At 64.9% G+C, this 14670-nt stretch carries 12 protein-coding genes; 10 read left to right on the forward strand and 2 right to left on the reverse strand.

The window, feature by feature from the left end; all coding sequences use genetic code 11:
- Window positions 1–29: 29 nt before the first annotated feature.
- From hisG to J2S32_RS05270, 10 genes are all read left to right on the forward strand, one after another.
- Window positions 30–686: an ATP phosphoribosyltransferase gene (gene hisG / locus J2S32_RS05225; RefSeq protein WP_253517450.1), complete on the forward strand. Its 657-nt coding sequence runs from the start codon at window positions 30–32 to the stop codon at window positions 684–686.
- Window positions 686–1975: a histidinol dehydrogenase gene (gene hisD / locus J2S32_RS05230; RefSeq protein WP_253517457.1), complete on the forward strand. Its 1290-nt coding sequence runs from the start codon at window positions 686–688 to the stop codon at window positions 1973–1975. Before hisG ends, hisD begins: the two co-directional genes overlap by 1 nt.
- Entirely contained in the window at window positions 1972–2424 is a 453-nt protein-coding gene (gene nusB, locus J2S32_RS05235; RefSeq protein WP_253517458.1) for a transcription antitermination factor NusB, read from the forward strand. Before hisD ends, nusB begins: the two co-directional genes overlap by 4 nt.
- A gap of 32 nt (window positions 2425–2456) precedes the next feature.
- The gene (gene thiL / locus J2S32_RS05240; RefSeq protein WP_301299045.1) at window positions 2457–3281 is read left to right on the forward strand and encodes a thiamine-phosphate kinase; all 825 of its coding nucleotides are present in this window, start codon (window positions 2457–2459) and stop codon (window positions 3279–3281) included.
- A 153-nt stretch (window positions 3282–3434) separates the two neighbouring features.
- Window positions 3435–5591, forward strand: a complete 2157-nt coding sequence (locus J2S32_RS05245; RefSeq protein WP_253517460.1) for a sodium-translocating pyrophosphatase — start codon at window positions 3435–3437, stop codon at window positions 5589–5591.
- Window positions 5592–5727: 136 nt separating this feature from the next.
- A complete protein-coding gene (locus J2S32_RS05250) occupies window positions 5728–6903 on the forward strand; it encodes a GNAT family N-acetyltransferase (protein WP_253517462.1) in 1176 nt (391 codons plus the stop codon).
- Entirely contained in the window at window positions 6900–7778 is an 879-nt protein-coding gene (locus J2S32_RS05255; RefSeq protein WP_437181917.1) for a cupin-like domain-containing protein, read from the forward strand. Before J2S32_RS05250 ends, J2S32_RS05255 begins: the two co-directional genes overlap by 4 nt.
- Window positions 7779–7794: 16 nt before the next feature.
- Window positions 7795–8823: a GNAT family N-acetyltransferase gene (locus J2S32_RS05260; protein ID WP_253517464.1), complete on the forward strand. Its 1029-nt coding sequence runs from the start codon at window positions 7795–7797 to the stop codon at window positions 8821–8823.
- On the forward strand, window positions 8820–9845 hold the full coding sequence (locus J2S32_RS05265; protein ID WP_253517466.1) for a hypothetical protein: 1026 nt from the start codon (window positions 8820–8822) through the stop codon (window positions 9843–9845). The genes J2S32_RS05260 and J2S32_RS05265 overlap by 4 nt, the downstream gene beginning before the upstream one ends.
- Window positions 9846–9877: 32 nt before the next feature.
- Window positions 9878–10807 carry an acyl-CoA thioesterase gene (locus J2S32_RS05270; RefSeq protein ID WP_253517475.1) on the forward strand — a complete coding sequence of 310 codons (930 nt, stop codon included), beginning with the start codon at window positions 9878–9880 and terminating at the stop codon, window positions 10805–10807.
- A gap of 5 nt (window positions 10808–10812) precedes the next feature.
- Here J2S32_RS05270 and J2S32_RS05275 read toward each other — a convergent pair whose 3' ends face one another.
- Together J2S32_RS05275 and J2S32_RS05280 are read right to left on the reverse strand one after the other, a co-directional pair.
- Window positions 10813–11835, reverse strand: a complete 1023-nt coding sequence (locus tag J2S32_RS05275) for a phytase (protein WP_253517477.1) — start codon at window positions 11833–11835, stop codon at window positions 10813–10815.
- A complete protein-coding gene (locus J2S32_RS05280) occupies window positions 11835–14666 on the reverse strand; it encodes a TonB-dependent receptor (protein WP_253517480.1) in 2832 nt (943 codons plus the stop codon). The genes J2S32_RS05275 and J2S32_RS05280 overlap by 1 nt, the downstream gene beginning before the upstream one ends.
- Window positions 14667–14670: the final 4 nt, after the last annotated feature.

Consider the following 14670-nt stretch of genomic DNA (forward strand, 5'->3'; position numbering starts at 1 on the left):
TACACCCCCGCTGCCTATCTGCGCTTTCCATGAATGATCGCCTGACCTTCGCCGTTCCCAAGGGCCGCATCCTCGACGAGGCGCTGCCGGTCATGGCGCGTGCCGGCGTGGTGCCGGAAGATGGCTTTCACGACAAGGCCAACCGCTCGCTGACATTTGCCACCACGCGCGAGGACATGCACCTCATCCGCGTGCGCGCTTTCGACGTGGCGACCTTTGTGGCGCATGGCGCGGCACAGCTAGGTATCGTCGGATCGGACGTGATCGAGGAATTCGATTATGCCGATCTCTACGCCCCCGTCGATCTCGACATCGGCCATTGCCATTTGTCGGTGGCCGAACCCAGGGAAGGCGGCGCCAGTGTCGATGGCGCCAGCCATTTGCGCGTCGCGACCAAATACCCCAACCTCACGCGCCGCCATTTCGAGCGGCAGGGCATCCAGGCCGAATGCGTCAAGCTCAACGGGGCGATGGAAATCGCCCCCGCGCTAGGCCTTGCGGGGCGGATCGTCGATCTCGTTTCGACGGGCACCACCCTGCGCGAAAACGGCCTCGTCGAAACCAGCCGCATCCTCGACATTTCCGCGCGCCTGATCGTCAACCGGGCGGCGCTGAAAACCGATCCGCGGGTCGCCGCGCTGGTCGAGGGCTTTCGCGCCGATGCAGCGAAACGCGAGGCCGCCTGATGCAGTGGCTGAGAACTTCGGCTGAAGACTTCGAGAACGCCTTCGCGCGCATCGTGCGCAACCGGCGCGAGAGCGATGGCCAGGTCGGCCGCGATGTCGCGAACATGATCAACGAAGTGCGCGAGCGCGGCGATGATGCGCTGGTGGATTACACCACGCGCTTCGATCACCACCGGCTGAGTGAAGACAGCGACTGGCGCATCGACCCCGCCGAGTGCCACGCCGCCTATGACGCGCTCGATGCGGGATTGCGCGATGCGCTCGAACTCGCGGCCAGCCGCATCCGCGCCTATCATGAAGGGCAATTGCCCGAGGATCGCGATTATACCGACGATATCGGCATGCGGCTGGGTGCCCGCTGGAACGCGGTCGATGCGGCCGGTCTTTATGTTCCGGGTGGACGCGCGGCCTATCCCTCATCGCTGCTGATGAATGCGATTCCCGCCAAGGTCGCGGGCGTCGAACGGCTGGTGGTCACCACCCCGACCCCCAAGGGCGAGGTCAATCCGCTCGTGCTCGCCGCCGCGCATATCGCGGGCGTGGACGAAATCTGGCGGGTCGGCGGGGCGCAAGCCGTAGCCGCGCTCGCCTATGGCACCAAGCGGATCGGCAAGGTCGATGTCATCGCCGGGCCGGGCAATGCCTGGGTCGCCGAGGCCAAGCGCCAGCTGTACGGCGTGGTCGGTATCGACATGGTCGCCGGGCCCAGCGAGATCCTCGTGATCGCCGATGGCAACAACAATCCCGACTGGATCGCCGCCGACCTGCTCAGCCAGGCCGAACACGACCCGACCAGCCAGTCGATCCTGATTACCGATAGCGAGCAGCTGGCGCGGCAGGTCGAGGATTCGATCGATGTGTCGCTGGGCAAGCTGTCGACTGCCAAGACCGCCAAGACAAGCTGGGATGACCACGGGCTGATCGTGCTCGTCGACAATCTCTCAGAGGCACCGGCTCTCGCCGATCGGCTGGCCGCGGAACATGTCGAACTGATGGTCGATGACCCGCAGGCGCTGTTCGACCGGATGCGCCATGCCGGCAGCGTCTTCCTCGGCCGGCATACTCCCGAAGCGGTGGGCGACTATATCGCCGGCCCCAACCACGTCCTTCCCACCGGTCGCCGCGCGCGCTTCGCCAGCGGGCTGTCGGTGCTCGATTTCATGAAGCGCACCAGCTTTATCGATGCTTCCCAAGCCGCGCTGGCCGCCATCGGCCCCGCAGCGGTAAAGCTGGCCGAAGCCGAAGGCCTCCCCGCGCATGCCCTATCGATTTCCACGAGACTGAAATGAGCCAGAACCCAAAATCCCAGGCGCGCAGCGCCGCCCGCCTTGGCGCTGTCCAGGCGCTTTACCAGCAGCATATGGAGGGCACCAAGCTTGCCCGCCTGCTCGACGAATTCCACCAGCACCGCCTCGGCCGCGTGATCGAGGACGAGGAATATGCCGATGCCGACACCGACTTCTTCGATGATATCGTCGGCGGGGTGGATGCGCGGCGCGAGGAAATCGACGAGCGCCTGACCGCGCGTCTGGCGCAGGGCTGGACGCTGGCGCGCCTCGACAAGACCATGCTGCAGATATTGCGCGCGGGCACCTACGAACTGATCGCCCGGCCCGATGTGCCCAAGGCCAGTTCGATCAGCGAATATGTCGATGTCGCCAAGGCGTTCTTCGACGATCGCGAGGCGAAATTCGTGAATGGCATTCTCGATGCAGTGGCCAAAGAGGCGGGGCGCTGAACGAAAGCGCGTTCGTCGCCGCGCTGAAGGCGCTGGCCGACACCCCCGCCGCGCGCGGCCTCGACGATGATGCCGCGATTATCGAGATCGGCGGCGAACAGCTTATCCTGACACACGATACGCTGGTCCAGGGCGTCCATGTCCGCGAGGACGAGGACCCGGCCGATATCGCGTGGAAACTGGTCGCGGTGAACCTGTCGGATCTTGCCGCCAAAGGCGCCGCCCCCGTCGGGGTACTTGTATCGCACATGCTGGGTGAGGCCGACGAACGCTTCGTGACGGGCCTGCGCGAGGTGCTCGAAACCTATGCCGCCCCGCTGTTGGGCGGGGACACGGTGCGCGCCGATGGACGCCGCGTGTGGGGCTGTACCGCTATCGGCAGGGTCACGCACACGCCCGCTCCCGACCGCCGCAACGCCCGCGCGGGCGACGCGGTATTCGTCACCGGCACGCTTGGCCGGGCGATGCTGGGGCTGGTCGATCGCGGATCGGGAAGCGCCAACGACCTTGCCTATCGCCGCCCCCGTCCGCTGCTGGCCGAAGGGCATGCGCTGGCACCGCATGTCGGCGCAATGATGGATATCTCGGACGGCCTGCTGCTCGACGGCTGGCGTATGGCCAAAGCGAGCAATGTCGCCTTCGATCTCGATCGCGGCGCGATCCCTGTCGCCGACCCCGAACGAGCGGACGAATGCATGCGCTGGGGCGACGATTACCAGCTGCTGTTCACCGCGTCGCCCAACGCCGATCTGCCCGTACCCGCAACGCGTATCGGAACGGTTGCAGGCGGTCCGGCCCAGCTCGCGCTGGACGGGGACATCCTCACGCCCGAAGACGGTCTCGGCTACCGCCACTGATCGGTTGCGCCGCACGCGCCTGGCAGGTTCCGATTGCTGCGCATTTCGGCCTTGTCACGCAACCCGCGCCGCTTATACCTTTCCCCCACGCGCCCCGGCGTTTCCCACGGCGGGTCGCATAAATATAAAAATCAAACGGGAGGGGGAAATTTCGTGGACCTAGTTCTCATAGCAATTCTGCTGGGACTCGTGGCCGTCGTGTACGGCTTCGTCACCAGCCGCCAGGTGCTTGGCGCAGGCGCCGGCAACGAGCGAATGCAGGAAATCGCGGCCGCAATCCAGGAAGGCGCTCAGGCCTATCTGAAACGTCAGTACACCACCATCGCGCTTGTCGGCGTAGTCGTGGCAGTGCTGGTATTCGTGTTCCTCGGCGTCGTTCCGACGATCGGCTTTGTTATCGGGGCGATCCTGTCGGGCCTCGCGGGCTTCATCGGGATGAACATCTCGGTGCGCGCCAACGTCCGTACGGCGGCAGCCGCGCAAAGCGGCTTGCAGCAGGGCCTGACCCTTGCCTTTCGGGCTGGCGCGATCACCGGCATGCTCGTGGCCGGCCTCGCGCTGCTCGCGATCGCGGTGTTCTTCTGGTACCTCACCGGCCCGGGCGGACATGCGCCCAACAGCCGTGAAGTTATCGATGGTCTCATCGGCCTCGCCTTCGGTGCCTCGCTGATCTCGATCTTCGCGCGTCTTGGCGGCGGGATTTTCACCAAGGCCGCCGATGTCGGTGCCGACCTCGTCGGCAAGGTCGAAGCGGGCATTCCCGAAGACGATCCGCGCAACCCTGCGGTCATCGCCGACAATGTCGGTGACAATGTCGGCGACTGCGCGGGCATGGCTGCCGATCTGTTCGAAACCTATGTCGTCACCGTGGGTGCCACCATGGTCCTCACCGCGCTACTGTTCGGCGACGCGCTGGGCGACCTGCTCATGCCGATGATGACCCTGCCGCTACTGATCGGCGGTGCATGTATCGTCACCAGCATCATCGGGACCTATTTCGTGAAGCTCGGCAAGGGCAGCACGAATGTGATGGGCGCGATGTACAAGGGCTTCATCATCACCGCCGTGCTGGCGGTACCGCTGATCTGGCTGGTCATGGACCAGGCGCTTGGCGGGATGGCCACCGAAATCGGCGGCGCACCCGCCGGGATCGACCCGGGCGCCCCGCTGGCGGAAGAAGGCATGGCCGAACAGGTTCGCACCTTCACCGGCTGGGACCTGTTCTGGAGTTCGGTCGTCGGTCTAGCCATCACCGGTCTGATCATCTGGATCACCGAATACTACACCGGCACCAATTTCCGCCCGGTGAAGTCGATCGCCAAGGCTTCGGAGACGGGTCATGGCACCAATGTGATCCAGGGCCTGGCAATCAGCCTTGAATCGACCGCGCTGCCGACGATCGTGATCGTCGCCGGCATCATCGCCTCCTTCCAGCTCGCCGGGCTGATGGGGATCGCCTATGCGGCCACCGCCATGTTGGCGCTGGCAGGCATGGTCGTGGCGCTCGATGCCTATGGTCCGGTGACCGACAATGCCGGCGGGATCGCCGAAATGGCCGGTCTCGACGACAGCGTGCGCGAAAAGACCGATCTGCTCGACGCGGTGGGCAACACCACCAAGGCAGTGACCAAGGGCTATGCCATTGGTTCGGCGGGTCTGGGCGCACTGGTGCTGTTCGCGGCCTATACGACCGACCTCGCGGAGTTCTTCCCCGATGCGGACGTCGATTTCAGCCTCGAAAACCCCTACGTGATCGTCGGCCTGCTGCTTGGTGCACTGCTCCCGTACCTGTTCGGTGCGATGGGCATGACCGCCGTGGGCCGCGCCGCCGGCGACGTGGTCAAGGATGTGCGCGACCAGTTCGCGGGCGATGCGGGGATCATGGCGGGCACCAGCAAGCCCGACTATGCCCGCACGGTGGACCTCGTGACCAAGGCCGCGATCAAGGAAATGATCGTGCCCTCATTGCTACCCGTGCTGGCGCCGATCGTGGTCTACTACGCGATCTACTTCCTGGCTGGACAGGAGAACGCCTTCGCCGCTGTCGGGGCCCTGCTCCTCGGCGTGATCATCGGCGGGATCTTCGTGGCCTTGTCGATGACCGCCGGTGGCGGTGCATGGGACAATGCGAAGAAATATATCGAGGACGGCCATCACGGCGGCAAGGGCAGCGAAGCCCACAAGGCCGCAGTGACCGGCGATACCGTGGGCGATCCCTACAAGGACACCGCGGGTCCGGCGGTGAACCCGATGATCAAGATCACCAATATCGTCGCCCTGTTGCTGCTGGCAGCACTTGCGGCGGGCTGATCTCCGACCCAACCAAGTCGAGGGGCGGCGGCATCACCAGGTGCCGCCGCCCTTCCCTTTTAGCGCCATCCTTTTCAGCGCGTTAACCGAGTTTAAGCGCCTTGCTCCCTAAGCTATCGCCCCAAAGGAGGGCCGAGTGACGCATATTGACGATCTTGCGACCGGTGCATGGTCCGATCGCGCTCGGGAGCTTCCCGCAGATGCAGCCCTCACCGAAGGATTTTCGGTCCTGGAGTGGACGGGGGTTATCGGCAGCAGCTTTGCCGAACATTGGCGCCGCCTCGCGAAACATTGCGCCACGCCGAACCCCTTTGCCGAAGAATGGTTTCTGGCCCATTCGCTCCGACACCTCGATCCAGCCGGCAGCATATTGCTGGCCTGCTACGTATCCGATGGCGAACTGGTCGGATTGATGCCGCTGATGCGCGACAGGGACTATCACGGGCAGCCGCTGCCGCACCTTGCCAATTGGGTACACGCCAATGCGTTCTGCGGCGAACCGCTGGTCAAGGAGGGCTATGCAAGCCCATTCTGGGAGAGTTTGCTCGATTGGTGCGATGGCCATGCCGGCGCCAGCCTCTTCCTGCATCTGACGCACGTTCCGACCGACGGCGCCACATACGCCGCGCTGCAGGACATTTCCGCCACCACGGGCCGCAAGCTGAGGGTCGTCCAGAGCGTGGAACGCGCCGCCCTGCAATCCGGACCGGCGCCCCAGGAACATCTCAGATCTGCGCTCGATAGAAAGAGGCGCAAGGAACTGCAGCGCAAGCGCCGCCGCCTCGAAGAATCGGGGCATTTCGTCTTCTCGCGCCAGACTGACGAAACCGGTATCGATCGCTGGATCGACGAGTTTCTCGCGCTCGAACGTGCCGGCTGGAAGGGGGAACAGGGCTCCGCCATAGCTAGCGCGCCCACGACCGAAGCGCTGTTTCGCGCCAGCCTGACCGAAGCGGCCAAGCTGGGCAAACTGGAACGGCTCGCCTTCCATCTCGACGGGCGCCCGGTGGCCATGCTGACCAGCTTCGTCACCCCCCCTCACGCTTTCGGCTTCAAGACGGCGTATGACGAGAGCCTCTCGAAACTTTCACCCGGAATGCTGTTGCAGGTCGAAAACCTCGCCATTCTGGAATGCAAGAGTGTTACGCTGTCGGACAGTTGCGCAGCACCGGACCACCCGATGATAGGACAGATTTGGCCTGACCGCCGCGAAATCGCGATGCTCACCATCCCCATCGGCGGGCGTCTCCGCCGCGGGATCGGGGCCGCGCTGACGGCCATCGAGCTCTACCGCACGGGGAAAAGGCAGTGACCAAACATGATCCCGCCCTCTCCGCAGCAGCGATCCGCGTCTTCCCGCAACAGTCCCTGGCGGCCTTTGCCCGCGGCTATCCCGAGACGCCGCATGTCCTGCACCACCGGCTGGATGCCGACGCGCGCCTGTCGCTGGACCGGCTTGCGCAATTGGGCGAGGACCTGCCCGCCGCATCGGTCGAGTACAATCGCGGCGATTTGCCGATCGGGATCGACGGCAAGCCCGGTACCAACGGCATGACCATCGGTGAAACGATCCGGCATATCGCCACCAGCAACAGCTGGGCAGTGCTCAAGAACATCGAGCAGGTTCCCGCCTACGAAGCCTTGCTGATGGCGCTGCTCGAAGAACTGCGACCGTCGATCGAGGCCGCCACCGGCAAAATGCTGACGCCGCAGGGGTTCATTTTCATTTCCAGCCCGAACGCGGTGACGCCCTATCACTTCGATCCCGAGCACAACATCCTGCTGCAGGTGAAGGGCACGAAGGTGATGACGCAGTTCCCCGCAGGCGACACGCGTTACGCACCCGATACGGTGCATGAAAGCTATCATCTCGGCGGACCGCGCGAATTGCCCTGGGACGAGAGTTTGCGGTCCGGCGGCCTGGCCATCGCCCTCGAGCCGGGCGAAGCCGTCTATGTCCCGGTGATGGCCCCGCATTTCGTTCGCAACGGGTCGGAACCCTCGCTCTCGCTTTCGATCACCTGGCGCAGCGAATGGAGCTATGCCGAGGCTGGCGCGCGGTGCTTCAACGGCCTGGTACGCAAGCTCGGCATCACCCCCGCCCCGCCCCGGCGCTGGCCTGCCCGGAACACTGCCAAATCCCTTGCCTTCCGCGCGTGGCGCAAAGCCTTCGGGACCCCGGGATAGGCTGTCGATGGAGCGGATGGGGTCCGGCGATCGGCGCACTCACGACAGCGCGCTATTCGACGCTCTGGCCGAGCAGGGCCCGGCGCGCCGCAGTTTTCTGCGCGCTGCATGGTTCGACGCTGCCACGCCCACGCCCGATCGCTTTGTCCTCGCCGACAAGCACGGTGCGCCGCTTGCCGGACTGGCACTGACCGAACGCCGCAAGGGCCCCTTCACCCTGTGCGAAGTGGCTGGCGGGTACTGGCCGTTGCGCGGCGTGCCCCTGGCCCGCGATGTACAGGTGGTGCCGCTCGCACAAGCGCTGGGCGATCATCGCGAGCGGCTGGGTCGGATCTGGCGGCTGGGGCCCGTGGAGGCCGGCGACCCGTCACTCGAAATGCTGAGCGCCGCCGCCCGGATGGCCGGTTGGCACATGCTGTCGCGTCCGCTCGGGCGGGTCTTCGAACTGGATCTCGCGGCGCTTGGTGCGCAGGGCGATTGGCCATCGGCGAAGACCCGGCGCAAGAACCGGTGGCGCAAGCGCAGGCTCGAGGAAGAAAGCGGACCGCTGCGCGTGGAGTTCTTCACCGGGACCGACTGGACCCCCGCGCATCGCGACGCGATGGCGCAGGTCGAGGCGGCAAGCTGGCTCGGCCAGCTCGACCATGGCGGCGATACCAAGTTCCGCAACCCCGCGATGCGCGGCTATTGGGAAGCGCTCTGCGCGGACCCGCAGCTGGCCGCCATGCTGTTCGGCAGTCTAATGTGGCTCGGCGACACTCCCGCAGCCTTCACCTTCGGGGTTCAGGCGGGCGATGTCCGTTATTACATCGCCAACAATTACGACCAGCGCTTCACCCAGTTCGGGCCCGGTCGCGTCCTGCTGTATGACGACTTCGCCCGCGCCGCCGAGCAGGGTGTCGCGCGCATCAGCTGGGGGCTGGGCGACGCGGGATACAAGAGCGAAATGGGCGCGCAGCCGGGGCCCGAAATGGTCGATCTGCTGTTCGTGCGCGGCGCGCTGCTGTCCCGGCTGCTGTCCCCGTGGTGGGAGCGTGCCGCTTGACACGCTCGCAATGGTTCATCCTTACCAGCGCAGTCATCTGGCTCGGTTTCATGGTCGGCATGGCCGCTTATGAGCAAAGCGTATTCGACTGGCATTTCGCCCGCGAGGAAGTGCCGGTGCATGATGGCTGGCACTGGGCGCGCAGGCTGGTAACCGCAGGCTCGAGCTTCCTGCTCGTCGCGGCACTGGCCCAGGCGTGCCTACGCAGCGAGCGGATAGGCGGCGGCGGATTGGTGCTGGCCTGGTCGGTCACGCTGCTTTCGGTTGCTGGTGAGGCCCTGCTGGGGATAAGCCCTGCCGCCTTTGCCCGCGTCGGCGCAGAGGATAGCGCGATCGAATGGCTGTCCGCCATGCTGCTGTTCGGCGCCGCCGGATTGATGGCGCTGCGTTTGCGCACAGTGCTTCGCCTTACCCCGGCGCATGGTCCCCGCTGGATCCCGGTTGTGATCGCTGCGGGCTTCACCGCGCTGTTCGCCCTCATGGCCCTGGAAGAGGTCAGCTGGTTCCAGCGTCAGATCGGCTTCGACACGCCCGAAGCGGTTGCCGCGCGCAATTGGCAGGGCGAATTCAACCTGCACAATTTCCACACCGACATCACCGAACTGGCGCTGTATTCGGGCACCGGCATCTTCCTCATGCTGCTCCCCCTGCTGCGCGAAAGCGAAGTGGCGCGCTGGCCCCTGGTGCGCGTGCTGGCGCCCTTCCTGCCCGACCGCACGGTGGCGGCGGTCTCCGCCCCGATGCTGGTGTTCACTTACAGTCACTGGACGCTCCTGCCGGTGCAGGCGGCGTTCTGGATCGGTCTTGCCGTCTGCATCGCCTTTGCGCGCAGCAGCATCACGCGGCATGGCACGGTGCTATGGAGCACCCTGGCCGTGTGGGTCGCAGCGGGCCAGCTATTCATGCTCGCCTTCGGGCATACCATGGTGATGATCTTCGACAGCTCCGAATATCGCGAGCTTTTCATCAGCATCGGGCTGGCAGTCTACGCTTTCCGACAATCGCGCGCCCGTGACGCTTGACGCAAACGTAAAGCACCCGCAAACCGCTGGGCGTGAGCATTGAAAAGACACCAGAAGAGCTCGTCGCAGCCTTTATCCGCCTGCTGACCGTTTCCCGCGATGCCGAGGACGCCTTTAGCGGCCTCAAACAGCCCGATGGCGTGGGGCGCGTGTTTGGCGGGCAGGTCATCGCGCAGGCGCTGCAGGCGGCGCAGGCGACCGCGCCGGAAGGTCTCGAGGCACACTCGCTCCACGCCTATTTCCTGCGCGGCGGCAAGGAAGGTGTCGATATCGCCTACAACACCGCGCGCGATTTTGATGGGCGCAGCTTCGCCAACCGCCGGGTGGTCGCGAGCCAGCCGGACGATAGCGGCGCGCCGCGACCAATTCTCAACCTTACCGCCAGCTTCCAGCGGCCCGAGGACGGGCTGGCGCATGACGATGTGACCATGCCCGATGTCGCGCCGCCCGAAGAGCTGAAGAGCGATATGGAAATGCGCCACAAGATGGTCGAGCGTGCGGGTGACCGCATGACCGAGCAGCAGCGCAATCTCGTCCTGCGCCCCCGCCCGATCGACATGCGCACGGTCGACCGGCTACACTGGATGAACAGCGAACCGCGCGAACCGCGCGCGCACAGCTGGTTCCGCACCGTCGCCCCGCTGCCCCCGATCGAACAGAACGCAGCGCTGCACCGCGCGGTGATCGCCTATGCCAGCGATTACACGCTGCTGGGCACCAGCGCGCTTCCGCACGGCCTGTCGTGGATGCGCGGCGAACTGGTCGGTGCCAGCCTCGACCATGCGATCTGGTTCCATCGCCCTGCACGCGCGGATGAATGGCTACTCTATGCCACCGACGCCCCGTGGAGCGGTGGCGGCCGCGGATTCAACCGCGGCCGCATTTTCAACCGCCAGGGCGAACTGGTCGCCAGCGTCGCGCAGGAAGGCATGATGCGCAAACGGGTACAGAAGGACGCCTAGGCGCCCTACTCCGCCGCCAGCGCCTCCTCGATCGCGCCCAGCGGGACCAGCTTGAAGTTCTGCGCCTTGCCGTCGTTGATCCCGTCCTGCGCGATGAACAGGCCGCCGGGGAAGTTCGGACCGAAATCGCCGCGCATGGCTTCGATCCCGTCGGTTTCCTCGGTGCTGCCGAAGCGGCCCTCGGCGATCCGGAACCGTCCTGCCGGGGTCATGTCGGGCAGCGCGTAGCGCATGTAGGTGTTGTCACCCTGGCTCGAGGCATAGAGCCAGCCGCCAGAACTGCCCTCGGGCACGAGGGCCAGCCCCTCAAGATCGGCGACGAGCTTGCGCCCATCGACCGCGGCAACCAGCTCGCCCGTGACCGTGCCGGGGGCGAACCGCCAGACGCCGCCCGCTTCCTCGCCGATGTAGAGCATGCCGCTACGATGATCGACCGCGCAGCCCTCGGGCTGCGAGCGGACCTGCATGGTGCGCAGTTCGCGCGCGCGGGGAGTATCGCCCAGGGCGATTTCCCACTCGCCGATCCGCCCGCTCTTGGGCGCGGTGTAGACCACCAGCTTGTCATCGCGGCGTGTGCCGCAGATGCCGTAGGCTTCGCCCGGACCCGTGGCCAGGCGGGCCAGTTCGGTGAGCGCGCCCTTCGCCGTGTCGAGACGGTAAAGCACGATCCTGGCGCTGGCGAGATCGCTGCGATCGCTGGCGAAGACGATCACGCCCGTCTCGCCCATGTCGACGAGGTCGACATTGTTGAGCGCGGGATGCTCGCTGAAGCTCTTCACCTTGCCGTCGAGGCCATAGACATACAGCCCCGCCTTCTTGTCGGTCGCGACGATCAGGCTGTCGGCGGGCGATGCCGCATTGCGCCAGATCGCCGGATCGTCGGCGGCGTCCTCGTTGGTGGTGACCACCGGCACGGTCTCCGCCACTGCGAAGACCGGCACGGCGGGATCGCCGACGGCCGGGATCGTCGCGCAGGCGGCGGCGATCCCGAGGCTGGCAAGTGCGAAAATCTGGAATTCACCGCGCATCAGAACGTCACCCTCAAGCCACCCTTCATGGTCCAGTTGTATTCCTCGTATTGGTAGAGGTTACGCTGGCTGCCGAAGGTGTTGTAAGCGAAATATTTCGCGTTGTTGATGTTCACCCATTCGTAGAACACCTGCACGTTGTCGGTGACCCGCAGCTTGGCCGACAGGTCGAGCTGGAAGTGGTCGTCGACATAGCGGTCGAGATCCGCCGTATCGGCGAGCTCGTCGAGATATTTGTCGCGATAGGTGCCCGACAGGCGGATATCGATGGGCCCCTTGTCGTAACCGACCGAGAAGTTGGCGGTATGCTTGGCAGTGGCGGGCAGCGCAATCGAGCGCGGCCCTTCGCTGGCCAGCGTGGTGACCGTACCCTCGGCATCGGTGTAGGTGTAGTTCGCCTGCACCACGACACCGTCGAGCGCGCCGGCGAACGCCTGCGCAAAGCCCAGCTCGATACCGAAGATGTCGGCCTCGTCGCCATTGCGGGCGATGGTCGCTTCATCGAATGCGAGACCGCGGAAACTGCCCGCGACATCCGTGTTCACATCGACAATGAAGTTGTCGAGGCTCTTGTAGAAGACCGAGGCGAACAATGCGCCGTTCGAGCTCATGTAATATTCGACCGCCGCATCGAAGTTCCATGCCTCGGTCGGCAGCAGCGCGGGATTGCCGAACTCGCCTTCGCGCTCGCCGTCATCGGCTTCCTCGACTGCGAAATGCGGTGCCTGCTGGAACGGCGTGGGACGCACGATCGAGCGGAAAAAGCCCGCACGCAGGACGAGGTCGGTCTGCGCTTCGTACCGCACATTGAGGCTCGGGAGCCAGTGGTCGTAGCTCTTGTCGATCGAAATGGGCGAAACGAGTACGGTATCGTCACCCGCGATCGAGCCATCGGGCAGCGTTCCGTCTTCCTCGACCAGCAGGACATTGTTGCCTGCCAGCGTGTTGTCGGTGTGCTCGTAACGCAGGCCATAGACCACGCGCAGGTCCGCGCTTTCCCAGCGACCGAGCAGATATCCGGCCATGATGTCTTCATCGACCGCGAAATCCTCGACCGCGCTGTCATAGGCGCTGTCGGCTTCCTGCAATTCGAAATCGCCGAAGTTCGCGCGGAAGAAGTCCGACCCCGCGGTGAAGCCCGCAACCGGCGAGATGTCGGCCAGGCGATAGGTCTGGCCCTCACCCAGCGCGTCGTTCAGCGTCATCGCGTCGTTTTCGTAGAATGCGACATCCGCATCATAAGTCTTGTCGCGCCAGCGGCCCTTGAACCCGACCTGCACGGTGAATTCGCCATTGTCGGCGGCAAAGCGGCGGCCAATGTCGAATTTCGCCGACCATTCCTCGTCCTGCGAATCGGAGAGCGTGACGAATTCCACGTCGTTGAGTTCGAATGCTCCAGGATCGCTGAAATCACCACTCGGATCGGTGGCGGTATAGAGCGGGATACGCGGATCGCTGAAGTCCAGCCCCACGCCGAAGCCTTCTTCTTCATATTCGCGCTCGAACGAGATCGGGTCGAGGCTGCCGTTTTCGAGCTCGCTCGATTTCGCCCAGCTGGCCGAGTAATTGGCGAACCATGCACCCCAGTCGCTTTCGCCGCCGAAGACGAGCGAGCGGATCTTCTGGCTTTCGAAACGGTCCTTGATGTCGCGTTCGACAGTGATCGCGGCGTCCTCGTCCGGATCGGGATCGGTATCGCTGTAGTTGACCGTGCTGCCCGAACCCGAGACGATCGCATCGCCGAGATCGAAGATCAGGCGGCGGCGGCTCTCCTGGTCGTCGAACTGGCTGTACACGCCGCGAACATACAGCTCGGTGCTGTCGCCCGCGCGGACATCGAAGCCCAGCGTCGCACTGATCCGCTCGCGCTCGACATCATAGTCGCGATATTCGAGGTCTTCGGCATAGATGACGCCATCGTCCTCTTCCCAGCCATCGGCCTCGATATTGTCGGTTTCGAAGGTGCGCTTGTAATAGCTGACCCCGCCCGAAATGCCGAAATTGTCGCCTACGCGGGTGGCGAAATCGAGGCTCCCCTTCGGACTGATCTGGTCGGCGTAATCGTTATAGCTGCCCTCGATCTTGGCGGTCAGCAGGCGCTTCTTGCGGTCGAAGGCGCTGGTCGTCTCGATCTCGACCGAGGCGCCGATCGTATCGGCATCCATATCGGGAGTGAGCGACTTCTTCACTTCGATCGATTCGATGATGTCGGAGGAGATCACGTCGAGCGCGACCGAGCGCACATCGGCTTCGGGTGATGGCAGGCGCACGCCGTTGAGCGAGGAGGACACGAGGTCGGGTGCAAGCCCGCGCACCGAAACGAAGCGTCCTTCGCCCTGGTCGTTGAGGACATTGACGCCGGGCAGGCGGCGCAGGCTTTCGGCGACGTTCTGGTCGGGGAACTGGCCGATCGCATCGCGGGTCAGCACGTCGGAGACACCGTCGGCTTCCTTCTTGCGCGACAGCGCGCTCGACAGGTTCGCCGCCTGGCCGATGACGAGGATCTCGTTATCACCGAAGCCGGACATCGCGATGTCCGCGCGCACCGCGCCGGTGGCGGGAACGCTGACCATGCGGGTGACGGTTTCGGCCCCGACATAGCTGATTTCCAGCGTGTATTCACCCGCCGGGACATCGGCGAAGAGGAATGAGCCATCGCGCTCGGACGTCGCCACGCGGTCGAGCTCGACGATGCGGATCTGCGCGCTGCGCAAAGCGATGGTATCGCTGGCATCGGACACGGTGCCGGCGACTTCGCCGGCATGCGCAACGGCGGGAAGCGACAGCGCCGCAATCGCGGCTCCGGCGAACAGCGTGGTTCTGATTTTCATGAAT

The sequence above is a fragment of the Qipengyuania citrea genome, assembly GCF_024171405.1.
Classification (GTDB): domain Bacteria; phylum Pseudomonadota; class Alphaproteobacteria; order Sphingomonadales; family Sphingomonadaceae; genus Qipengyuania; species Qipengyuania profunda.